The 23,506-nt window shown below is 64.4% G+C and carries 19 protein-coding genes; 9 read left to right on the plus strand and 10 right to left on the minus strand.

Annotated elements, in window-relative coordinates; all coding sequences use genetic code 11:
* Positions 1–166: 166 nt before the first annotated feature.
* On the minus strand, positions 167–2,584 hold the full coding sequence (locus IM816_RS00660; RefSeq protein ID WP_250339374.1) for a S9 family peptidase: 2,418 nt from the start codon (positions 2,582–2,584) through the stop codon (positions 167–169).
* Between the two features lie 127 nt (positions 2,585–2,711).
* On the opposite strand from IM816_RS00660, the gene IM816_RS00665 reads away from it, so the two are divergent.
* On the plus strand, positions 2,712–4,814 hold the full coding sequence (locus tag IM816_RS00665) for a prolyl oligopeptidase family serine peptidase (RefSeq protein ID WP_250339375.1): 2,103 nt from the start codon (positions 2,712–2,714) through the stop codon (positions 4,812–4,814).
* Positions 4,815–4,841: 27 nt separating this feature from the next.
* Here IM816_RS00665 and IM816_RS00670 read toward each other — a convergent pair whose 3' ends face one another.
* Together IM816_RS00670 and ligD are read right to left on the minus strand one after the other, a co-directional pair.
* Complete coding sequence (locus IM816_RS00670) at positions 4,842–5,747, minus strand: 1-acylglycerol-3-phosphate O-acyltransferase, YihG family (RefSeq protein WP_250339376.1); 906 nt, start codon at positions 5,745–5,747, stop codon at positions 4,842–4,844.
* A gap of 76 nt (positions 5,748–5,823) precedes the next feature.
* Positions 5,824–8,388: a DNA ligase D gene (ligD, locus tag IM816_RS00675; protein ID WP_250339377.1), complete on the minus strand. Its 2,565-nt coding sequence runs from the start codon at positions 8,386–8,388 to the stop codon at positions 5,824–5,826.
* 137 nt (positions 8,389–8,525) lie between these two features.
* Between ligD and IM816_RS00680 the strand changes: the two genes are divergently transcribed.
* The 5 genes from IM816_RS00680 to IM816_RS00700 all read left to right on the plus strand — a co-directional run bounded on the left by IM816_RS00680 (position 8,526) and on the right by IM816_RS00700 (position 14,267).
* Positions 8,526–9,464 (plus strand): fimbrial protein, encoded by a 939-nt coding sequence (locus IM816_RS00680; protein ID WP_250339378.1) that lies wholly within the window; start codon positions 8,526–8,528, stop codon positions 9,462–9,464.
* Between the two features lie 47 nt (positions 9,465–9,511).
* Positions 9,512–10,132 (plus strand): hypothetical protein, encoded by a 621-nt coding sequence (locus tag IM816_RS00685; RefSeq protein ID WP_250339379.1) that lies wholly within the window; start codon positions 9,512–9,514, stop codon positions 10,130–10,132.
* On the plus strand, positions 10,129–11,571 hold the full coding sequence (locus IM816_RS00690) for a S8 family serine peptidase (protein ID WP_250339380.1): 1,443 nt from the start codon (positions 10,129–10,131) through the stop codon (positions 11,569–11,571). The genes IM816_RS00685 and IM816_RS00690 overlap by 4 nt, the downstream gene beginning before the upstream one ends.
* Positions 11,572–11,661: 90 nt before the next feature.
* Positions 11,662–13,347: a copper resistance system multicopper oxidase gene (locus IM816_RS00695; RefSeq protein WP_250339381.1), complete on the plus strand. Its 1,686-nt coding sequence runs from the start codon at positions 11,662–11,664 to the stop codon at positions 13,345–13,347.
* Positions 13,344–14,267, plus strand: a complete 924-nt coding sequence (locus IM816_RS00700; RefSeq protein ID WP_250339382.1) for a copper resistance protein B — start codon at positions 13,344–13,346, stop codon at positions 14,265–14,267. Before IM816_RS00695 ends, IM816_RS00700 begins: the two co-directional genes overlap by 4 nt.
* 96 nt (positions 14,268–14,363) lie before the next feature.
* Here the strand turns inward: IM816_RS00700 and IM816_RS00705 are convergent, their stop codons facing one another.
* The gene (locus IM816_RS00705) at positions 14,364–15,914 is read right to left on the minus strand and encodes an MFS transporter (protein ID WP_250339383.1); all 1,551 of its coding nucleotides are present in this window, start codon (positions 15,912–15,914) and stop codon (positions 14,364–14,366) included.
* A gap of 122 nt (positions 15,915–16,036) precedes the next feature.
* Between IM816_RS00705 and IM816_RS00710 the strand changes: the two genes are divergently transcribed.
* Together IM816_RS00710 and IM816_RS00715 are read left to right on the plus strand one after the other, a co-directional pair.
* Positions 16,037–17,503 (plus strand): alpha-L-fucosidase, encoded by a 1,467-nt coding sequence (locus IM816_RS00710; RefSeq protein WP_250339384.1) that lies wholly within the window; start codon positions 16,037–16,039, stop codon positions 17,501–17,503.
* A gap of 79 nt (positions 17,504–17,582) precedes the next feature.
* Positions 17,583–17,849, plus strand: a complete 267-nt coding sequence (locus IM816_RS00715; RefSeq protein ID WP_072323265.1) for a DksA/TraR family C4-type zinc finger protein — start codon at positions 17,583–17,585, stop codon at positions 17,847–17,849.
* A gap of 73 nt (positions 17,850–17,922) precedes the next feature.
* Here the strand turns inward: IM816_RS00715 and IM816_RS00720 are convergent, their stop codons facing one another.
* On the minus strand, positions 17,923–18,825 hold the full coding sequence (locus tag IM816_RS00720) for a LysR substrate-binding domain-containing protein (protein ID WP_250339385.1): 903 nt from the start codon (positions 18,823–18,825) through the stop codon (positions 17,923–17,925).
* 208 nt (positions 18,826–19,033) lie between these two features.
* Between IM816_RS00720 and IM816_RS00725 the strand changes: the two genes are divergently transcribed.
* On the plus strand, positions 19,034–19,318 hold the full coding sequence (locus IM816_RS00725) for a hypothetical protein (RefSeq protein ID WP_250339386.1): 285 nt from the start codon (positions 19,034–19,036) through the stop codon (positions 19,316–19,318).
* Between the two features lie 35 nt (positions 19,319–19,353).
* On the opposite strand, the gene IM816_RS00730 is transcribed toward IM816_RS00725, so the two are convergent.
* The 5 genes from IM816_RS00730 to IM816_RS00750 all read right to left on the minus strand — a co-directional run bounded on the left by IM816_RS00730 (position 19,354) and on the right by IM816_RS00750 (position 23,396).
* A complete protein-coding gene (locus IM816_RS00730) occupies positions 19,354–20,226 on the minus strand; it encodes a hypothetical protein (protein ID WP_250339387.1) in 873 nt (290 codons plus the stop codon).
* Between the two features lie 119 nt (positions 20,227–20,345).
* On the minus strand, positions 20,346–20,765 hold the full coding sequence (locus tag IM816_RS00735; protein WP_250339388.1) for a VOC family protein: 420 nt from the start codon (positions 20,763–20,765) through the stop codon (positions 20,346–20,348).
* A gap of 30 nt (positions 20,766–20,795) precedes the next feature.
* Complete coding sequence (locus IM816_RS00740) at positions 20,796–21,587, minus strand: helix-turn-helix domain-containing protein (protein WP_250339389.1); 792 nt, start codon at positions 21,585–21,587, stop codon at positions 20,796–20,798.
* Positions 21,588–21,721: 134 nt separating this feature from the next.
* The gene (locus IM816_RS00745) at positions 21,722–22,069 is read right to left on the minus strand and encodes a hypothetical protein (protein ID WP_250339390.1); all 348 of its coding nucleotides are present in this window, start codon (positions 22,067–22,069) and stop codon (positions 21,722–21,724) included.
* A 247-nt stretch (positions 22,070–22,316) separates the two neighbouring features.
* Positions 22,317–23,396: an alpha/beta fold hydrolase gene (locus IM816_RS00750; protein ID WP_250339391.1), complete on the minus strand. Its 1,080-nt coding sequence runs from the start codon at positions 23,394–23,396 to the stop codon at positions 22,317–22,319.
* Between the last annotated feature and the right edge of the window lie 110 nt (positions 23,397–23,506).

Below are 23,506 nucleotides of genomic sequence, written 5' to 3' on the forward strand. Positions count from 1 at the left end.
GAGGGTATCGGAACGCGCGCAAGAGCAGAACGGACCCCGCTCATGCGAATGCGATCCGTCGAGGTAAACGGACTGCATTGTTGGGCACGGCGCATAGCGGCCGCGTATCGTGCCGCGGCCGGGGCGTAACGTTTGCGTAAATTCTGCGGTAGACCCGCCTCGCGGGTCAGCGCGAGGCAGGCTTCTCCAGCGTGTCGCGGAACAGTTCGTCGATGCGCCGGTATTCGTCGTACCAGGAATCCGGGTGGACGAAGCCGTGCCGTTCCATCGGGTACAGCGACATCCAGAAGTTCTTCTTGTGCAGTTCGATGAAGCGCTGGTACAGGCGGATCGAATCGCTGGCGAGCACGTTGTCGTCGATGAGCCCGTGCTCGATCAGCAGCGGATCGCTCAGCGCCTCGGCATAGCGGATGGGCGAGCTGGTCTTGTACGCATCGGGGTCGAGCTGCGGGTCGTTGAGGATGTTCGACGTGTATTCGTGGTTGTAGCTGGTCCAGTCAGTCACCGGGCGCAGCGCGGCACCGGCGGCAAACTCACCCGGCGCGCGCAGCAACGCCATCAACGTCATGAAGCCGCCGTAGCTGCCGCCGTACACACCGACGCGCTTCGGATCGACGCCTTGGTTCGCCACCAGCCAGGCCTTGCCGTCCAGTAGATCTTCCAGTTCCGGATGCCCCATCTGCCGGTAGATGGCCGTGCGCCAGTCGCGGCCGTAGCCCTTGGACGCGCGGTAATCCATGTCGAGCACCACGTAGCCCCGCTGCACGAGCAGGTTATGGAACATCTGTTCGCGGAAGTACGCGGGATAGGAAAGATGTACGTTCTGCAGGTAGCCGGCCCCGTGGATGAAGATCACGGCCGGTCGCGACGCTGATGCAGTCGCCTTGCCCCCACTGTAGAACTTGGCCCAGATCGTGCCGGCACCGTGCTGTGAGGGCACCTCGACGATGGCGGGGGCGATCCATTCGCGCGCCTTGTACGCCGGCTTCCGCGTATCGGTGAGGTCGTGGACCGCATGCGTGCCGACGTCGACCGTGGCGAGTTGCGACGGCACGTAAGGCGACGAATGCAGCACGGCCAAACGATCGCCATCGGGCGACAGCGTGAAGTCGTCCAGGCCTTCGAAGCGCGTGATACGTGTGAGTTCGCCACTGCTTACCGGCACGCTGTAGATGTCGTAGCTGTACGGCGCCACCTTGTTGGTGCGCACGAAGAAGCGCGAGCCGTCCGGGCTGAGCACGGGGTGATCGACTTCGAAGTGCCCGGAGGTGAGGGCGGTGGGCTTGCCGCCGAGCGGCCGGGTGTAAAGCTGCGCGTAGCCTGACTCTTCGCTCAGGTACCACAGCGTGCGGCCGTCGCGCAGCCAACCGAAATCGTTGCCGTCCCAGTTGATCCAGGCCTTGTCCGTGAGGCGGTGCTGGCTGACCAGCGCGTGCCGGTCGAGGTCCACGCTGGCGATCCAGCGGTCCTTGTTGTCGATGGCGCGAAGCTGCACCGCCACCTCGTGGCTGTCGTCGCTCCAGACGATGCCCGGGCTGTACTCACCGTTGACGATGATGGGGCGCGTCTTCGGGGCGGCGAGCGCATCGGCCTGATCCGTCTTGCCGTCCTTGCGCAGCGCGGTAACGGTTTTCGCGCGGATATCCGCCAGCGGGTCGTCCGTGATGCCCGGCAAGGTTTTGGTGTCGAGCGGGTAGCTCGCGTGCGTCGTGAGGTCGAGCAGGCGGAGGGATTGCGGTGCGGGATCGTTGCGGCCGACGTAGCTGCGCGTGGCTTCCGTTTCCGCGTAGCCGGAATCCGTCACGTAATGGGTGAGATCGGCCACCTTGCCCGTATCCGCGTCCTTGGCCTGCGTCACCACGATCAACCAGCGGCCGTCAGGCGACAGCGAGGTATCGGCGATGGAGACCTTCGCACCGAGCCAGAAGGGCTTGGGCGCGCGACCGGGGTCGGCAGCCGCCAGCGCATCGGCGTCGGCGGTCATGGCGTCCTCGTCCGCCCGCAGCGTGCGCAGCGTCTTGAACAGTGCTTGCTGGTCGTCCGCGAGCTCGTCCTTCTTCTTCTTCGCCTTGGGATCGTCTTTTTCCTGCAGATCCGCGGCGCGCGACACGGGGCCGCCCGCCACGGGATAGACGAACCAGTCGTTGTCCGCGCGGAAGGTCAGCAATCGGCCATCGAGCGAGAAGCGCGGATCGCGCTCCTTGGCTGCGGTACGCGTCACCTGCACGGTGCTGCCACTCGCAAGGTCGCGGAGGAAGATGTCGCCATGGCGAACGAATGCCGCGTGGCGATGCGCGCGGTCGAAGACCGGCTTGCCGCCGTCTGCCGTGGCCGCCGCGGCCGGATCGAGACGCTGGGGCGTGCCGCCGCCTGCCGGTACCCGCCAGAGATCGCGCACCGGACTGCCGTCCTGCTTCAGCGCGTAATAGACCTGGTTGCCATCGACGCTCCAGTAAGCATCTTCCACCGGGGCGCCGATCCAATCGGGGTTGGCCATGATCGTTTCCATGTCCAACGGCGGCGGAGCCGCCAGCGCGGGCAGGCTGGCGAGGGCGGTAAGCAGGGCAGTGACAAGGACGCGCATCGGCATTTCCGGCGGGACAAATCGGTCGAGCATAGCGCTCGGTCACGGCCGAATCTAACCAACCGTCGGCACCGTCGCTCGGTCGCCGCCTTTGCTACCCTCGGGAATCCTCCACGGGAGTTCACCCATGCGCGTCCTCGTTCCCCGCCTTCTCGCTGCGAGCCTGTTCCTCGCCTTTGCCGCCCAAGCGGCCACGACGCCCCCGCCCGCCACACCGAAACGGGTCGTTTCCGAGACGCTGGCCGGCCAGCCGGTGAACGATCCGTACCGCTGGCTGGAAAATCCCGAAGCGGCGGACGTGAAGCAGTGGATCGACGCGCAGAACGCCTATACCGAGGCGACGATCGGTGCGATGCCACTGGGCAAGGCTCTGAGTGCCCGTATTCGCGAGTTGTCCATCACGTCCACTACGCGTTCCTCACCCACGCTTGCCGGCGGCACCTTGTTCTACTTCGAGAACACGCCGCCGCAGCCGCAACCGTTGCTCGTGGCGAAGGCCTGGCCCGACGGTCCGACGCGCACGCTGGTGGACCTCAACAAGGGCGACGGAAGCACCGCCGTCACGGCGTACTGGCCTTCACCGAGCGGCCGTTATCTGGCCTACGGTACGGCCGAGGGCGGCAGCGAACTGACCACCATCCATATTCTCGATACGACCACGGGTAAACCGCTGGGCGACGAGTTGCCCTTTGCGGGCGGCGGTACCACGCCACAGGCGCTGGCCTGGGATGCCGACGAGAAGGGCGTGACGTATGCGCGCTTCGATGCGCCGACGCAGGGGAAACTGCTGCGCGAGTTCGACGCCTATCTCGCCCATCACGTCATCGGCCAGCCTGCCGCGAAAGACACCGTGGTCTTCGGCAAGGGCTACTCGCAGGTAGCGGAATACATCCTCAAGGAAAGCCCGGGCGGCAAGGCCACGGCGTTGCTCGCGAACGAAGGCGATGGCGGTCCGGCGGAGGTCTACCTGCGCGAGGGCACCTCGGCCTTCAAGCGCGTGCTCGGTCACGAGGCCGACGTGCGCGAAGCGAGTTGGGTGGGCGACCGTCTTTACGTAGTGAGCTTTGCAGGCGCTCCGCGCGGCAAGATCGTCGCCTTGGGCGCCGACGGCAAGGCGGTCGACGTGCTGCCGCAGGGCGAAGGCGCCATCCAGCACGTGACGGCGCTGGGCGATGGCTTCCTCGTCGTCCGCAGTGCCGGTCCGGACTGGTGGGCGGATCAGTACGACGCCAAGGCCGGCTTCGTGCGCCGTGTGCCGCTGCCCGCCACGGGCATCACGATTGGCGGCGTCGCGGCGGAAAAAGGCCAGGGCAAGGCGTTGATCAGCTATACCGGCTGGACCCAGCCCACGCGCTGGGTGGAATACGACGGCAGCAACGGCTCGATGAAGACGATCTTCGAGGTGAAGCCGGCCGCCGACTATTCGAAGGTGCGCGTGACGCGAGTGGACGGTACCTCGAAGGACGGCAGCAAGATTCCGGTGACGGTGATCTCGATGGATGGCGTGACGCCGAATGGCAAGCGTCCGACCATCCTCTACAGCTACGGCGGTTTCGGCATCCCCGTCACCCCGGGCTTCATCGGTGCCAATCTCGCCTGGCTGGAACGCGGCGGCGTGCTGGCGTACGCCAACATCCGCGGCGGCAACGAGTTCGGCGAGGCGTGGCACGAGCAGGGGCAGAAGACCCGCAAGCAGAACGTGTTCGATGATTTCTATGCCGCGTCGCAGGCATTGATCGACACGCATTGGACCGACACGAAGCACCTCGGCATCCTGGGCGGCAGCAATGGCGGCCTGCTGATGGGCGCCGCGCTGACGCAGCATCCGGAACAGTACCGCGCCGTGGTCGGCGCCGTGGGCATCTATGACGTCCCGCGCCACGAGACCGCCTTTGCGAACGGTCCTTACAACGTGAGCGAATACGGCAGCGTGACCGATCCCGCCATCGCCAAGGCGATGCTGGCCTACTCGCCCCTGCACAACGTGAAGAAGGGCACGAAGTATCCGGCTGTGCTGCTGACCACCGGCGCCAACGATCCGCGTGTGGCGCCCTGGCAGTCGCGCAAGTTCGCTGCTGCGCTGCAGGACGCGAGCACGTCGGGACAGCCGGTACTGCTGCTCACGCGGATGAATGCCGGCCACGGCATCGGTGCGCCCTTCAGTCAGCGCGTCGGCAATGCGGCGTTGTCGATGACCTTCTTCGCCACCGAACTCGGGCTGGGCGAGTGACCGGCGTCGCGTCCGCTGCCAGGCCGCTCAGCGGCTGGTGGCGGGCGCGGCCAGCATCGCGGTGATGCGTGCGTCCTTCTCGGCCCAGAGGTCGTTGACCCAGGCCTGGAAGCGCTCGCGGAACGCTGCATCGCCTTCGTAATCGCCGCGCAGTGCCGGCAGGATGGGCAGGCGACGCACATGGACGCGGATCTCGCGGATACGCCCCGCGATCATGTCCATCATGGTGCCGGAGCCGTCGGGGTAGACGATGGTGACGTCGAGCATGTGGCGGATCGCATCGCCCATGGCATCGATCACGAAGGCCACACCACCGGCTTTTGGCCGCAACAGATGCGTGTACGGGGAGCCCTGGGCATCGTGCTTGGCTCGGGTGAACCGCGTGCCCTCGGTGAAGTTCATCACCGACACCGGGAGGTGACGGAACTTCTCGCAGGCGCGCCGCGTCGCTTCGCGGTCCTTGCCACGCAGCTCCGGCCGCGCTTCCAGTTGCTGGCGCGAATGCCGCTTCATGAACGGGAAATCGAGTGCCCACCACGCCGGACCCAGCAGCGGCACCCAGATCAGCTCGCTTTTCAGGAAGAAGCGCATGAACGGGATGCGCCGGTTGAACACCTTCTGCAGGGCCGGGATATCGACCCAGCTCTGGTGGTTGCATACGACCAGATAATTCTCACGCGGGCCGAGGCCTTCGAGACCTTCCACTTGCCAGCGGGTTCGAGTGAAGGCGTCGAACAGCCAGCCGTTCACGCTCAACCAGCTCTCCGCGATCCCCACCAAGGCGGCGCCGATACCGCGCCGAATGGCTGCCACGGGAATCGCGAGGCGCAGCAGCGTCAGCGCGAACAGCGGCAACACGTGGAGCAGCGTGTTGACCAGCAGCACGACGCAGACGAGGGGAACGCGCAGGAAAGCGGGAAGGGAGGCGAACATCGGTGGCAACCCGGCGAAATCCGGTGAGTTTACAGGCTGTGTCGGCCGCCAGCCGACATGGGACGGCGACAGACTGTCACGCGCCGAGCTTTTCACTGACCGAAGCCAGGTCCTGGCGGACCTCGTCGATCCCTTCCCAAGGGTCTTTCTTGAGGCGGGCCAGCCGCTTCGGCAGGCTACGCAGGTCGAAGGCATTGCCGGATTTCACCTTGCCCAGCTCTTCCCAGCGCAGGGGCACGGCCACCGGGGCGCCCGGCCGCGAGCGGAGCGAATACGACGCCACGGCCGTCGCGCCCCGGCCATTTCGCAGGTAATCGACATAGATCTTGCCGCGCCGAAATCGCTTCGTGGCCGTGGCGACGAATTCCAGGGGGTGAAGCGCCGCCATCGCCTCGGCGAAGCCACGCGCGAAGGTTTTCACCGTGTCCCAGTCGGCGCCGGGGTTGAGTGGTACGACCACGTGCAAGCCCTTGCCGCCGGTGGTGCGCACGAAGGACACGAGGCCCAGTTCGTCGAGCAGACCGCGCACCATGCGCGCTGCGGCCACCACGCGCCGCCAGTCCACGTCTTCCCCGGGATCGAGGTCGAAGACCACGCGGTCGGCGATATCGGGAGAACCTACGTGCGAACCCCAGGGATGGAATTCCACCGCGCCGAACTGCACGAGTTCGATGAGACCGGCTTCGTCGCGCGGATAGAGGTATACCGCCTGCGCGCCGGTTTCCTCCTTGAGCTTGGCAGTGCCGACGTGTTCGAGTCCCGCCATGACGTGCTTCTGGAAAAAGCACGGCGAGCCTATGCCGCCAGGGCAACGGATGGTGGACGTGGGTCGATCCGCGATCGGTGGCAGCAACCACGGCATCACGGCGCGGTAGTAATCCACCACGTCCTGCTTGGTGATGCCGTCGTCGGGGAAGACGACACGATCGGGATGCGTGATGACCACCGCGCTCGCATCGGCGGGAGCGACTTTTGCGGACGCCTTCGTTGCACGCGTCTTCTTTCGGGCCGAAGGAGCGGACGGCGCCCGATCCGAATCGCGAAGGTCGTCGGGCGACTTGTCGGTACGAAGGGCTTTCAGGCTCGGCTGGCGCAGCAAATCCTTGTTGCCGATGCCGCGGTAATAGACCTCCGCGACCGCCGTTGGCGCTACCCAAAGCGCACCGCGCAGGGTTGGGTCCACGGCGTCGATACGCACGGTGGGCTTCTTCGAACCCTGCTTCGTCAGCGTCTCGCCGAGTTCGCGCAACATCTCGTCGGTGAATCCCGTGCCGACGCGCCCCACGTAGATCCAGCCATCATTGCCATCCGGCTTCGCCAGCAGCAGCGAGCCGAATGCAAGGCGTGAACCTTTCGCGGGCGTATAGCCGACGACAGCGAATTCGTCGCTTTCGAGGCGCTTTATCTTCTGCCAGTCGTCACCGCGCCCGCTGCGGTAGGCACCATTCGCGCGCTTGGCGATGATGCCTTCGAGCTTCTGATCCATCGCCATGGCGAACACGTCGTCACCATGGCCGACGTTGTGCGCGCTGTAGGCAAGGTGCTTCGGCGCGTGTGCCAGCAAGCGTTCCAGTAATGCCTTGCGATCGACGAGCGACGCGCGCGAGAGGTCGTAGCCTTGGAGATAGGGCATATCGAAGAGCATGTATACGAGCGGCGCCTGTGCTTCACCCGACAACGTGCGCTGCAGGGCATTGAAGTCGCTTCGGCCAGACGCATCGAGCGCGATCAGTTCGCCGTCGAGGCGCGCGCTGTCCAGGCCAAGACCCTTGATCGCTTGCACGATCTCAGGAATGCGATCGTTCCAGGGCAGGGCGTTGCGCGACCAAAGCAAGACCTCCCCATCGGCGATACCCGTGAGAATGCGGTAGCCATCCCATTTCACTTCGTGCACCCACTCCTCGCCTTTGGGCGGCGTCTCGCGGAGGCGGGCGAGTTGCGGAGGGAAAAAAGCATTATCGGCCTTCGCCTTGCGCGCGCGCGGTACGGCAGCGGCGGCCTTTGTCAGCGATGCGGCCGACATCCGTCGTGTCTTCGACGTCGGCGGCGCCTTCTTGCGCGACGTGGACTTCTTTGCGGCCGCGCGAAGCCGCGACGTGGTCGCCGCCCGGCGCGTGCTCTCGCGCATCTTCGCGTCGAGCAGGTCGTCTGCCTCGACATCACTGGCGTAAGCGTCTTCCGCCTTGATGAGGAACCAGGCGGGTTGGCGCTCCTTCTTAGCGCCTCGCACGAGATGCCAGCTGCCTTTCAGGCGATCGCCGAACAACTCGAACGTGAGATGGCCCTTGCGCAATTGCGCTTCGGGGTCGCCTTGCGTCGCCCACACGCCGCGATCGAAGAGATCGACGTGACCTTTGCCGTAGCCTTCCTCGATGTCGCCTTCGAAGTTGGCATAAGACACGGGGTGGTCTTCGACTTCCACGGCGAGTCGTTTCACTTTCGGGTCGTAACTGGGCCCTTTCGGCACCGCCCAACTGCGCAACACGTCACCGACCTGAAGACGAAAGTCGAAGTGTCGCCGCGACGCGTGGTGCAACTGCACCACGAAGATCGATCGCCTGCCCGTTCGCGCAGAGTCCTCCGGGGCGGGCTCACGGGTCTTTGCGAAGTTCCGCTTGCGTCGGTAGTCCTGCAGGCTCATGGCGGGATGGTTGGCGAGGAAGAGTGAACGTGCCGTAGAGCGTAAGCGAGCGCCGTCAGGGCACTTTCAGATTGGTTCGTATGGGACTGCATCACCGCCCCGCGCACAATCATGTCCCTCCCTTCCGAGGACCGATCATGAAGTCACGTACCGCGGCCCGCCTTGTGGCCGCCGCCTTCGCGCTGTCGTTTGCCTGCACGTCGCAAGCCAAGGGCTGCCTGACGCACCCGGCCATCAACTCACCACAGACGGTGTCCTTCGGCGTCATTCGGGTGCCGTCGGCGGCGGCAGACGGTGTGGTGCTCGCAGAGCGATCCACCACAGGCAGCACGGGTGAGTTCACCTGCCACGACCCTACACGCATCTCCAACCTTGGCATCTTTCAGACCCCGAGCGCCCTCGGCGATCACATTTATGAGACCAACGTACCCGGCGTCGGCGTGCGCATCTATTTTCGCCACAAGTATTACGGCGATGTCCCCGCACCCGACTACCTGAAGATCGGCTGGCTCATCAAGGATGAACTTCGCGGAGCGAGCGTGCAGTTGATCAAGACCGGGCCCATCGAGCGCGGCGGCACGCTGCATACCGGCAGGCTTGCGCATGCGGGATACGACGGAAAAGTGCAGGCATGGGCGGATCTGGTCGATGCGCGCATCGAGCCCGAGTTGCCGACCTGCGTCATTCAATCGCGCAGTGTGCAATTCGATCTCGGCAAGGTGGACGGCGCCGATCTCGCCGCCCGCGGTCATAGCGCATGGGTTGCCGCGCCATTGGTCGTGTCCGAATGCAAGCATGCGACCGCGCTGCGGCTGACCTTCAACGGCGAAGCGGATCTGGATGCGCCATCACTGTTCAGGCTTAACGGCTTCGACGCTGCTCGTGGCGTCGCCGTGGAGCTGCGGAGCAGCGAGTTGGACCTGCCACTCGTTCCGAACGAGACGCGTCCTATCGAGCTGCGCGCCTGGCAGAGCCTCCATCAGCATGAGTTCCGCGCTCGCTACAGAGTCACCGACAGCACGCTGACGCCGGGCCCGGCGAACGCGCACATCACCGTGAACGTGGCCTACCGGTGATGTACCACGAAGGCCACTTTCCACCCGAGCCATCCACAAGGACGCCCATGTCTCGACCTCGTTGTACGTACAGCGCAGCCGCGCTTCTTTTCTTCGCTTCCGGACAATGCTACGCATCGTATTGCCTGACCCATCCGACCCAAGGTGCACAGCAATCGATCTCGTTCGGTGTGGTCAAGGTTCCCGACGGCGTGCCGCCCGGTACCGTGATAGCCGAGCGTAGGGGCGCCCCGAACGTTCGGTATCTGGCGACGTGTATCTATCCCTGGCGAACCTCGAAAGTGCACCTCTTTACAAAGCCTAGCCCATTGGGGGACGGCATCTACGAAACCAACGTGAAGGGCATCGGTATCCGTACATCCTTCAACTACTACAACTCCGGTGAAGCCGTAGCCCCCGAAGACCTACACGTAAAGTGGGCTTTGAAATCGAATGTCGGCGCAGCAAAAGTCGAGCTGATCGTGACCGGGCCTTTGGAGAGCGATGGAGAACTGCAAAGCGGACGGCTGGCGACGGCAGGATTCGACGGCTTCGCCCAGGCGGAGGTCACGCTGAGCGCCACGCGCATCGTTCGCAAGAGGCTGGTCTGCCAGTTCCTCACGCCGGAAACCAAGGCGCGACAGAGCAAAGCCCTATCCCCGCGCACTACCGTCCAGGAGGTCCTGTGAAACTCAAGTCCGGCATTATTTTCCTGGCTGTGAACCTTGCTCTCGGTATCACCGTCGCGAACGCAGGCGGCGTCGAATTTTCCGCTGCCGTGGGCGAGTCGTATCAGTCTGTCGTCGTCAAAATGCGTGAAGGTGCGATGGCTCACGACGCTGCACGGGTCCATAGCGCGCTGAATAACGTCCTGTCTTCCATGTCCTGGCAACCGTTGGATGTCGCCCCATTATTCGGAGCGACGACAGCGGCTCCCTCGGAAGACCGAGATGATCCGCGTGGCCTCCGGCGCTACTACCGCATTGTGTTATCGGAAGACGTGGCAGCCGATGCCGATCGCATCAATAGCCTGATGGTCGCGCTGGCGGCGCGCGATGACGTCGAGTTGGTCTACCCGGACCTGCGCGGCATCGTCGCCGATACGCCGTCTTCGTCGAGATCACGACAGCCCCGTCTGACTTCATTGAATGTGCAAAGTTCGGACTACAGCTACCTTCAGGACTACCTCTACGCGTCGGATGCGATGAGCGAGGGAAACCGGCTTGGGGGTGTAGATTTTCACTATGCAAGCCGGAAACCGGGCGGTCAGGGAGAAGCCGTCAAGGTCGTCATCATGGACCGCGGCGGCTGGGACTTCGATCATCCTGACTTGCGCACGGCGGCTCGGAAATTCGGCCCGTATGTGATCGACCGCACGGGCACGGCGACCGCTGGCATCATCGCCGGAACAAACGATGGTTCGGGAGTGACGGGCATTGCGAACAAGGCGTCGGTCGCCCATGCCTCGGTCAACATCGAAAACTTCATGGACATGTCGGGCTACCTCAAACGTGGGGATGTACTGGCGATTACCTACTCCGCTGCGGCGACGCCCATTGCTGGCTGTGTGACCGGTTGCACGCTGCCCATGGAATACATGCCAGCCTGGTTTGATGCCATCAGGGATCTGACGGATCGGGGCGTGGTGGTCGTTGAGAGTGCAGGCGATAGCGGTATCGATCTCGATCACCCAGACTTTCGTGGAAGGTTCGATCGCGCGAAGAATGATTCCGGTGCCATTTTGGCCGGTGGTCTTTGCGCCTCGGATGGGAGGCGTTCGCCCGCGAGCAACTACGGCGCGCGCGTTGACAGCTCGAGTTGGAGTTGCGACAACGTGGTCACCGCCACCTTCGGCTTGGGAACCATTGGCGGCGGGGAGACACTCGGCTATACGGACACGCACGGCGGTACGGTTGCAGCGGCGGCCATCGTGGCGGGCGCCGCTGCAAGTGCTTCCGGCTATGCGCTTGCGACTCATCTGCCGTTGACCGGTATCGATGTCCGCAAGTTGCTCACCATGACGGGCACCGCACCTGAAGGCGGAGAGGCGGCGATTGTCGGCACGCAACCCGACCTGAAGGGCGCGTTTGTCGCCATCGATGAGTGCGAGGCCGAACTGAGCAAGTAAGCGCCAAGCCGCCTGGAGCCCTGTCGAGAGTTGTCGCGCGCCTGGACGGCTCGTTACTCTCGTGGCCCCGAGATATCGATTCTTCACTTCATGCGCGACATCGACGAGCCGTCTCTTCTTCTGCCACGCCGGCGATTCGTCCAGGGATTGACGATCGCTGGCGTCGGCTTGGGTCTTGGACTCGTTCGTCCCGCGCGAGCGACGTTACCGATGCCTGCCGTGCAAGACGTGGGCGGTCCCGAAGCGCACCTCACGATTCGCGAGGCGGCGGTGGATTTCACCGGCCGGTCGCGCCGGGCGGTGACCGTCAATGGCGGCGTCCCCGGTCCCACCTTGCGCTGGCGCGAAGGCGAGACCGTCGCGCTGCACGTGCATAACCAGCTTGCTACGGCGTCATCGATTCACTGGCATGGGCTGGTCGTTCCTGCGGACCAGGATGGCGTCCCAGGCATCAGCTTTGCCGGGATTCCCGACGGGAAGACGTTTACCTACCGCTTTCCCGTCCGGCAATCGGGTACCTACTGGTACCACGCGCACAGCCGCTTTCAGGAGCAAAGCGGTCTTTACGGCGCGATCGTGATCGAGCCCAAGGGCGGCGAGCGCCACGCCGCGGATCGCGACTACGTGCTGCTCATCAGCGACTGGAGCGACGAAGACCCCGAGCGCATCTATGCGTCGTTGCGATCACGCAGTGACGTCTACAACATGGGCCAGCCCACCCTGGCGGATCTCGTTCGCGACGTGCGTGCGAACGGCATGCCCGCCGCCTTGGACAAGCGGCGCATGTGGAACCGCATGCGCATGAATCCGACGGATCTCGCAGACGTCTCGGCGACGACCTATACCTATTTGATCAACGGCACCTCCCCCGCCGGCAACTGGACGGGTCTCTTCCGTCCGGGCGAGCGGGTGCGTCTTCGCGTCATCAATGGGTCGGCCAACTCGATCTTCGATCTCCGTATTCCCGGCCTTCGCCTGCGCGTTATCGCTGCGGATGGGCAGGACGTCGAACCGGTCGACGTGGACGAGCTGCGCCTGTCCGCCGCTGAGACCTACGACCTGCTGGTGGAGCCGCGAGAGGATCGGGCGTATACGATCGTCGCGCAGTCGATCGATCGGTCCGGTTATGCGCGTGCCACGCTCGCGCCGCGTCTCGGCATGACGGCGCCCGTTCCCGCACTCGATCCGCGCCCGCGGTTGTCGATGCGCGACATGATGGGCGCCATGGCCGGCGACGCGGACGCCGGACCGATGACCATGGCTCACCACGCACGCACGGAATACGGCCCCGGCGTGGACATGCGCGTGGACATGCCGCGCACGAACCTCGACGATCCCGGCGTAGGACTGCGCGAGCGCACGCACCGCGTGCTCACTTATGCCGACCTGCGAACCCTCGGCGGCCCGCTGGACGATCGCGAACCGGGGCGGACCATCGAGCTGCATCTGACAGGCAACATGGAGCGCTACGCGTGGTCGTTCGACGGCGTGAAGTATTCATCCGCCACGCCCGTGCACTTCCGCCAGGGCGAGCGGCTGCGGATCCGCCTCGTCAACGACACGATGATGAATCACCCCATTCACCTGCACGGCATGTGGAGCGAGGTCGAATCACCCGACGGAAGCTTCCAGGTGCGCAAGCACACGGTCAACGTGCAGCCCGCGCAGCAGGTGAGTTATGCCGTCACCGCCGACAACCCGGGACATTGGGCCTTCCACTGTCACATGCTTTTCCACATGGAAGCGGGCATGTTCCGCGAAGTGGTGGTGTCGTGAACTGGCGCGCGCTCATCGTTTGGCTGGTCCTCGCCGGGCCCGGTATTGCCAGCGCGCAGTCGATGTCCGGTATGGATCATGCGGCCATGGGTCACGGCGACGTACCGGCTTCGACCCCGGCGCAAGACGAACACGCTCAACCGGCGCATGCCGATGCCCACGACGACGCCCCGATGTCGATGGGCGCCATGCAGGGCGGTGCAGCGCCAGCAAACGCGCGCAGTCCAGACTGGTCCGATGGCGTCGTACCGTCCAGCATGGAAGGTATGACGATGATGGACATGGACGACCGCTCGTCCGTTGCCAATCTGCTGCTCGATAACCTGGAGAGCTTCGCTGGCAAAGGCAGCCACGGTCAGTCGTGGGAGGCCGATGGCTGGTACGGCAACGATACCGACAAACTTTGGCTGCGCAGCGAAGGCGAGCGCACGGGCAATCGTCCGCAGGACGGCGATGTCGAGGCCTTCTGGAACCATGCCGTGGCGGCGTTCTGGGACACGCAGCTCGGTGTGCGCCGTGACTTCGGCGAAGGCCCGGCACGGACCTGGGCTGCCGCTGGCATTCAGGGGCTGGCACCCTACTGGTTCGAAGTCGAGGCGACGCTGTACGCCGGTGCGGGCGGCCGCACGGCCGCACGAGCGCGAGTGGAGTACGAACTGCGATTGACGCAGCGTCTGATCCTGCAGCCGGAGCTTGAGATTAATGCGTACGGCAAGGCCGATCCGTTGCGCGATATCGGTGCGGGGCTATCCAGCGTGGATGGCGGTTTGCGTCTGCGTTATGAAATCCGTCGATCGTTCGCCCCCTATGTCGGCGTGACTTGGGAACACCTGACAGGCGGCACGGCGGATCTCGCGAAGGACGCGGGCCGACGCATCACGGATCGCCGCTGGGTGGCCGGCATTCGCCTCTGGTTCTGAACACGCAGCATCTGGCCCAAGACGTGATGCGGCGGACAGGCGACAACGGAACACGAGCGTGCAATAGACAAGCGCGGCGCTAGCGCTGCGTCGCTACTATCTCGCCGCGATCGGTCGATCCGGACGCAGGGTAGTGGCAGCGATGACGGCCGAGAGCGCGGCTAACGCGGCAGAAACCAGCATCACGACACGAAACCCCGCCACGAACGATACGCCGATCGCCTCGTGCGCTTGTGGATCGCCGATCTGGATACCTGCCAGTTTCGCTCTCTGTGCGCCGATCTCGCGAACGACGTCGCCGGGTAACGTGAGTGCCGCCAGCCGCGCATCGAGTGTGTCATTGAAGACCACGGTGAGGACGACGCCGAAGACAGCGATGGCGAGCAGGCCCGCGGTGCGCGAGACCGCATTGTTCACGCCGGACGCCGTGCCAGCATGTTGTGGCGGCAAAGCATTCATCACCGTCGTCGTGAGCGGCGCGACCACGATGCTCATGCCGAGCCCCAGAACGCAACTCGCGGGGAAGAACGTCGTCCAGTAGTTGCCATCGACGCCCGGCAGCGCATACAGCGCGAAGCCTGCGCCCGCGACCACCGGTCCGATCATCAGCGGCAGCCGCGCGCCGACGCGATCCACAAGCCGCCCCGTCCAGCGCGACAGCGCAAACATGATGAGGATCGTCGGAAGCAGTGAGGCGCCTGCCGCTGTGGCGCCATAGCCGTGCACCTGAATGAGATTGAGCGGAATGAAAAAGAGGCTGCCGCCGAGCGCGGCGTAGAGCAGAAGCGTCAGCGCATTGGCCGACGCGAATTCGCGATGGCGAAACAACGACAGCGGCAGCATCGGCGAGATCGATCGCCGTTCGACGACAACGAACGCGACCAACGCCACGACGCCGCCGACGGCTGCCACCAGCACCGAAGGCGCCAGCCACCCACGCGTCGGTGCTTCGATCAAGGCAAACACGACCCCGGCCAGACCGAGCGTCGCCAGCACCGCGCCCGCGATATCGAGCTGGCCTGTCTGCGCGCCGCGGCTCTCCGGCATGCGCCACAGGCAGATCGCTACCAATGCGACGCCCAACGGCACGTTGATCAGGAACGCCCAATGCCACGACACGTGCTCCACCAGATAACCACCGATCACGGGGCCGGCCGCAGCCGTGATGCCACTGAAAGCGGACCACGTACCGATGGCCGCTCCGCGGCGCGTCTTCGGGTACGCACTGCTGATAAGAGCGAGACTCCCCGGCACGAGTAGCGCGGCACCCAATCCTTGCCATGCACGAGCACCGATGAGCGTGCCTGCGGAGGTTGAGACGGCACAAGCAAGCGAGGCCAGCGTGAAGACGGCCGCACCGATCACGAACACGCGACGCCGGCCGTAGCGATCGCCCAGCACACCACCAACGAGCAGCAGCGCAGAGAGCAGCAGCGCATAAGCTTCCATCACCCACTGCGCGTCCGCGGTGGTCGCGTCGAGTGCGCGCTGAATCGCTGGCAGCGCCACATTCACGATGGTGCCATCGACGAAGGCCATGCCCGATCCCACGATCGCTGCGACCAGCGTCCACCGCCTCGACGACTCGCTGCAGGCAACGGCGTCGTCCTCAGCGTTCTCGCCGTGCAGGATAGGGGAGCCGGTCATAGGCGGAGGCTACTCGCTCGGGCGCACCGCTGTCTTGTACATCCGAGGCGTGACGATATCGCGTTGACAGGCCAGGACCATCCGGCGACATTCGAGGATCACACGACGTGGGGAGCGGGGCATTGAATCGACGTGAATTCACGAAGGCCTTGGCGGCCGCGGGTGCTCTCGGCAGCAGCTTGTGGCCGGGGGCGCGAGCCTTTGCAGCATCATCGGCCGCACCAGCTACGCCGAAGTCGCACGTCGTCGTCGATCCCGAACGGCTGTTGGCGTTGCAACAGGCTTTTCTCGACCTGCGCTTCGGCATGTTCATCCACTTGAACATGGCGACCTTCGAGGAGCGCGAATGGGGCGACCCCACGTTGTCGCCGACGCTGTTCGATCCGAAACGCCTCGATACCGATCAATGGGCGCGCGCGGCCAAGTCCGCCAACATGGGTTATGCCTGCCTCACCACCAAGCACCACGATGGGTTCTGCCTCTGGCCGACGAAGACGGGCAGCGCCAACGTCATGCAGTCGTCGTTTCCACACGACGTGGTGCGCCGCTATGTGGATTCCTTCCGCAAGGCCGGTCTCAAGGTGTGTCTGTACTTTTCCATTCTCGATCTGCGCCAGGACATTCGTGCGCGCACCGTCACGCCGGAGAAGATCGCCCTCATCAAGGCGCAGCTCACCGAATTGCTGACCCAGTACGGACCGCTGACGGCGCTGATCCTCGATGGCTGGAATGCCTCGTGGTCGCGCATTTCGTATGCGGAGCTTGCGTATCGCGAGATCTACGATCTGGTGAAGTCGTTGCAGCCCGACTGCCTGCTCACCGATCACAACGCGGGCAGCTACCCAGGCACGGCGCTGTACTACACGGACATCAAGCAGTACGAGCAACACGCCGGCCAGAAGATCCCTCCGAACAGCCCCGTGCCATCGCAATCGGGAACCACCTTGCAGAGCGACTGGTTCTGGAAGAAGGCGTATCCCACGGCGGAACTGGCATCGGCGAAGACGATCGTCGAAGAGTGGCTGAAGCCGTTCAACGATAACCACTGCAATCTCATCCTCAACGTCGCGCCCAACCGCGATGGACGCTTCGACGACAACGCCGTGGCCCGGCTGGCCGAGATCGGCCAGCTCTGGAAGAACCCCGGTCCCGCACCGAAGATCGGCCGCTCGGTCACCATCACCACACCGGACCTTGCGGCTGGCCGGCCTGCCTGGGCCAGCGCAAGCGACGAAGCGGTCGGTCCCGACCAGGCCTTCGACGATAACTTCCGCACCTACTGGCTTGCCGATCGCGGCAAGGAAGACGCATGGATCGAGGTGCGCTTCGATGCACCCGTGTCGTTCAACACGGTGTCGATCGTGGAGCCGCTGCATGTCGAAGACTACGGCGACACGAGCCGCATCGCGTCGTACGCGGTCGAGGTGGAGCGCGATGGCCGCTGGATCGCCCTCGCCTCCGGCACAACGCCTGCGCCCTATCAGTTCCATGAGCTGCCGCGCAGCGTTGCCCAACGGGTCCGCCTGAGGCTGAGCGGCCGTCAGCCGGGCATCACGGAATTCGGGCTCTACGACGAACCTCGCGCCTGAAACACGCCCCCATCACGACTTGGGAACCCGGGACTTGCCACCATTTTTAGGTATCGGGGCAACGCCCGGGAGGTGAACCATGGCGACCGGATGGGCGGGCGACACCGCCGTACAGGATCAGATCGACGCCACCATCGAGGACGCGGTCAAGCGCGCGCGCAGCCAGCTCGCCAAAGGGCCGAGCCTGGAGCGCTGTGAGGAATGCGACAAGCCAATACCGGAAGCACGGCGCAAGGCCGTGCCCGGGGTCAGGCTTTGCGTGGCCTGCCAGGAAGCGGCGGACCGCGATGCCGCCGCTTTCAGTGGCTACAACCGCCGCGGCAGCAAGGACAGTCAGCTCCGCTGATGTGTCGCGGGGGTGCGTCGGGTCGTCCGCGAGCGCGATGTCGATAGCGTGCCGCATAGCCGCCAGGGCGGCCTCAGCCGTCGAAGCCGTTCTCCCCGATGGCCTCGACCAGATAGGACACGAACGACGCGATCCGGGCCGAGATGGCTGTATTGCGGTAGTACACCGCATTGATCGGTTGGCGGAACGCTACCGTCTGCTCCGGTAGCACCTGGACAAGCCGCTCCGCCTCACGATCGACGCGCGTCATGAAGTCGGACAGGCAGACGATGCCATTCCCCTCCAGCGCGAGCTGGCGCAGGGTCTCGCCGCTGGACGACCCGATCGTCGGCTTGATGTGGACCGGTTGGCCCTGCCCATCCAGCAGAGGCCATTCGTTGAGCGAGTCGGGTTCGGTGAAGCCCAACAGGCTGTGCTTGGCGAGGTCCGCCACATGCTTCGGCGTGCCATGGCGACGCAGGTAATCTGGACTGGCGAGGCAACGGATCTGGCTCGTCGCGATCGGACGCGCGTGCAGGGTGGAGTCCTTTAACCGCCCGATCCTCAGGGCCACATCGGTACGGCGCTCCAGCAGGTCGATGTAACCCTCGCTGCTTTGCAACTCCAGCGCCACATCGGGGTATCGCTCCCGATATCCGGCAATCAACGGCACCACCACGTGCAGCATGAACGGCGATGCGGCATCGACACGAAGCCGCCCGGCAGGCCGGGCGCGGCGCGAGGCCATCTGCTCCTCGGCACTTTCCACCGCGGCCATGATGTCACGGGCGCGCTCGAGGAACACCTCGCCCTCGTCGGTGAGTTCGAGGCGCCGCGTGGTTCGCCGCAGCAGCGTGGTGTTGAGCTTCTGTTCCAGCCTGCCCAATGTGCGGCTCGCCGCCGATACGGTCTGGTCGAGTTGCTGGGCCGCGCTGGTGATCGACCCCGTATCGACCACGGCAATGAAGTTCTGAATTTCGTCGAGCGTGATGTTCATCGTTGCGCACAGGCCAAGTATGTGTCGCTTATATCCCGCTTCGAGCGCAAGGATAAAGGCGAGACCACCCCATCCCAGAGCATTACGCAATTTTTACATGCGCTCGGTCCGTCCGTGAGAGGCTGGTCTTAGAGAACGATGCGGGCCAGTCGAGTGCCAGCATCCACGGGGAATTCGCCCTGGCCTCTGGTCAGATGGAGAATTCCCTATGAATACCCTGCCCCATGCACGCAGGTTCCGCGTGCCTTGCACCGACCGTACCGGTCTTGCCTTGATTGCCGAGGTCACCGCCACGCGCGAGCACACCAGTTGGTTCTGGCATGCCGTTTTCCCAGGCACCGGGGTGCCTCCGGCGGAGATCCTCGGCGCATCGCGTTCGTTCGACGAGATTGCCACCGACATCTGCAAACGCGTAAGCACGCTGCAGGCGGTGGGCGCGGTGATCGAAGAGAGCGGGGAAGCGGACCTCGATGGCCTGAGCGCGAACGGCTGAAGCAAGCGGAATCGCCGCAACCATCCGAGCGCTAGTCAGCCCCGCCGGCCCGCCAACCAGAACGCGAGATTCCTGACGTAGCGGTGGGTCGAACGCAGCGCTTCCGGATGGCGACGCATGCCGTCGCCCGGCGCCTCGGAGACGAAGGAGGGGCACCCGGCCGCCGTGTCCCAGTTGTAATCGACGAAATGATGAAAGGTCGATTCCGCGATGGCAGGGCCGCCTGCGTCGGAAGGCTCGAACGCGACGACAAGATTGAAATCCCGCCCGCTGATCTTGCTACGCCCTTTCAGAATCACGCGGCTACTCGCATCCCCGGCCGGTGCATCGACCGCGCCCTCGTGCGGATGGGATGGCAGGAACGCAATGACGCCGGACGGCGACTCGGGATCGCGCAGCACCGGATGCACGTCGCCGACCGCGTCCACCTGCTGGAAGTCGCCGTTGGCACCGGAGTGATAGTTCGGCCAGGAAATATCGGCGGTCGCCATGTCGTCACGACACTGCCGACTCGCATCGGGATCCAGGTTGTGCGTGTGGAAGTGATGGGCCGCGCCGATACCGGCCAGCCCGCAGATGGAACTGCCAAGGTCCATATGGTCGCGCGTCACCATCAGCCCGCCGCCACGACGGCGGAACTCGCTCAACCCGGCGCAGTCGTCGGCGGTCAGACCGTTGCCGGTGTCGACTGCGAACAGCCATACCTGTCGAACATCGCTGTCGGGAAGCGTAGAGAGCACCGGGTCGGGCGCGCCGAGTGCTGCGCGGTTTCGCGCTGTGACCCGGAAGGCCGCTGCGCCGTCCTCATCGACAAGGCTCTCCAGGAACGCTTTCAGAAGGCTGAAACGACCGATGTGCCAGTCGTCGCTGTCGCCTTCGATGGTGGTTTGCAGGAGGATGTGTTGCATGGGCATGGCCTTGAGGGACGTGATCCAGTCCAATCTAAGCAGGCCATCGTTTCGCTGGCTTGTACATAGGACGCGGCGTCGATCGCCTCTTGCGACCCAGCGACGCGCCCATCTTTCTGTCAGCCACCCATCGGCGAACAGATCTCGACGACGATGCCGTTCAGGTCACGCACGTGACCGACGCGCTGGCCCCAGGGCTTTTCCTCCATGGGACGGATGACCGATGCGCCATGTTTCACAGCATGCGCGTATGCCGCGTCGGGCGCGTCGGTGACAAACGCGATTTCCATCGGTGGGGCGAGCTTGGTCGGCGTCGCGTTATCGATCGTCAGCCCATTGGCTGTCGCCATGGACTCGTGCGCGAAGGCCAGTGCGGTCATGCCGGTTTCGAGTTCGGCGTACATGCCGGACTCGTGCAGAAAACGGCAATGCAGGCCAAACGCCGCTTCGTAGAAGGCGACGGCTGCCGGAACGTCAGGAACGTAAAGAATGGTGTAGCCGAAGCGCATGGCGGGCTCCCCGTGAAGGTCAGCCCGCATGGTAAGCGCCGCTCGACGGCGACGCTTGAATCAATCGGCCAACGATCCGAGCGGCATCGTCACGAGGGTGACGGGTAGTCGCTGCCCCGGGGTGAAGCCACCGAAGCGTTGGCATTCGCGCGTCAGGTGGGCCTGGTCGCTGTAGCCGCAGGCGGCGGCAACGTCGGCCAGCATGGGGGCGGGTTTCGCGCTCATGAGTCGCATGGCCTTATGGAAACGCAGTATGCCGGCGAATGTCTTCGGCGGCAGGCCGATCGCTTGTCGCACGTGACGGCGCAAGGTGCGCTCAGGCGTGCCCGTTATCGATGCCAGTTCGCTGATCGCGACCGTGCCTGCACTGTGATGCAGTCGTTCGATAGCGATGCGCGCTGCGTCCGGCAAGGCGGCCGCCATCGCGGCACGTCGCAGCGCAAGGGCACGAAATGCGTCGCGTATCTGCGGCAAGCCGCGCGCCTGCATGAGATCACCCAAGTCATCGCCGAGCGCAGTGAGCACGTCATCGCCGCGCAGCGCGGCATCGGCCACACGCGAGGGTACGACGCCCAGGCAGGCACCGAATCCAGGCGAGTAGCGCGCGCCGATAAACCATTGATCCTTTTCCACGGGAAGGCGGCTCGGTCGACTCGATGCACCAATAATCGCGACCGAGACCACTCGCTCCTCGCCAGCCACCGTAACGTCGCAGCGCGCAACGAGGTCCAGGCGCCCGTCTGGCAACACCACGTAGGTTCCGGGCGAAAGGATCGATGTCTCCCACAACGCTTCGATGACCGCGTCTGGAGCATCGTCGCAGGCAGGTTGTTCAATGTAGCGATAGCGCATGCGCGACCTGGGTGGCTGAATGCACGAAGCTTAGCTTTGGACGATTCATCTGTCCCGCAACAATCGTCGCCGATGGTTCCTTTGCTAACTGCCCAGGCCGCGCATGGCATGGTTCAAACCATCGCGTGGAAGACTCAATGCTTCTGACGATGAATATCCGAGCTGTTCCGGTTGAGCGACTTGTTGAGATTGTGCTGCTCGCGCTTGGTCAGGTGACCATTGTGCGCTGCCTCGTCACGACTCTCGCGCTGCGCGATATTGGCATCGCGGGTTTCGTCGCGCGCTGCCTGCCGGGCATTCATCGTGCCATTGGCTTCGCCGTTCGCGACCCGATCCTGCTGGTTATCCAATCGCTGATTGACCTCGTTCACTCGCGGGTGCCCCGGCACCGGCGTGGCGTCCTGCGCGAAAGCCGGGCTCGCAGAGACAAGGGCAGTGCCAAGAATCATGCCAAATACGGCGAATGCAGATCGGGTCGTCATCGGTCGGTGCCTCGTGTGGCGTGGATGGTAGGCGCGTAACGAGGTATATCCCTGCCGGTTGACGAGAGGACCAACTATCCAGCGGCGCGGTTAAGGTGCCGGTTATGACGCGCGGCAGCATCGTAGGCGCCCATGGTCGAGTGGGGTCGGCCCGAAAGCGGGGCAGCTTTTTGGACGATCGCGGCGTTGCAATCTATTGTCCGAAATCGAAGTGACGCGGATGCTCGACGTTAAGTACGACGGCCGGTCATTTGTCCCGTATCAACGGCAGTACGCGCTCGCGAAGCACCTTGTACTCGGCATCCACCACTGCCTGGTTCGGGTCGTGGCCGGACTGTTCCAGCAGCACCCAACCTTTCTGCGGTGCAGTGATCGACTCGTAATAACGGCGGGCCAGTTCCGGGGGCGCCAGCAAATCATGTGCGCCTTCGACGAAGAACACGGGGATGGCGAAGTCCGTGCCCAACTTGGGCAGGTTCACTTGTGACAGCATGCCGTCGCCATGCATGCCAACGAAGTTGAGGAACGAGTAGTCCTCGCCGGCTTCGTAGTCGGCTTCCGCTTTATTCGTCGTATAGGCGGGAGCGCGGCGCCAGCTATCGGGCGGCGGCACGGTGACCTTTGCATCGTACTTGCGAATGATCCGGCGGACCTTGCCGAAGCTGCGTGGGTCGGTCCACGGCGGTGACCCGACCTGTGTGAGTACCGAGAGGGAATCCTTGTCGTTTGCGGCGGTCGCCAGAGCAACGAGCTTCTTGTAGCTCTCCGCCTGGGCTTCCTCGGAATTGACGATCTGGGACGTGCCCACGTAAGCGTAGAAAAGCTCCGGGTGTGACTTCGCCATGTAGACGGCGAGAATCGAACCCCACGAGCTACCCCACAGGATGACCTTCCGCTTTCCATAGCGCTTGGCGAGGTAAGCGGCCAGTTCGTTGCCGTCCTGGGTCATCCGCTCGATGGTCAGCTTCTCGTCGGGAGCCGGTGGGCTGCGCCCGTAGGTCATGCCGGCGCCGCGTTGATCCCACTGGACAACGATGAAGTCGCGGTATCCATCACCGTAGATGCTGTCGGAAAGGCCACTGAGCGGATTACCGGGGCCGCCACTGATGAAGAGTAGAACGGGATTGGCGCAGCTATCTCCCTTGGCTGTCACCCATTGCTCGATGCCTCCGATGACGACGTAGCCCGACTCGTCCACCTTCGAGGGTTTGCCCTTGCACGATGGCGAGAGGCTAACGGCGCTCCCCTTGGGCGCTTCGGCACAGACCGCAAGAGAAGGCCCCACCGCCATCGCCAGCCCGAAGACCAGCGCGATCCACTTCGTCATCCGATGTCCCCTGTGTCGCGGCCGACCGCGCGTTCCGTCGGACAGTGCCTGATTGCCGCGGCGCTGTCATGCGCCTTGTGGCGATCGCATCCCGCTTCTACCTCCCGTGC

The organism is Luteibacter flocculans (assembly GCF_023612255.1).
GTDB lineage: Bacteria > Pseudomonadota > Gammaproteobacteria > Xanthomonadales > Rhodanobacteraceae > Luteibacter > Luteibacter flocculans.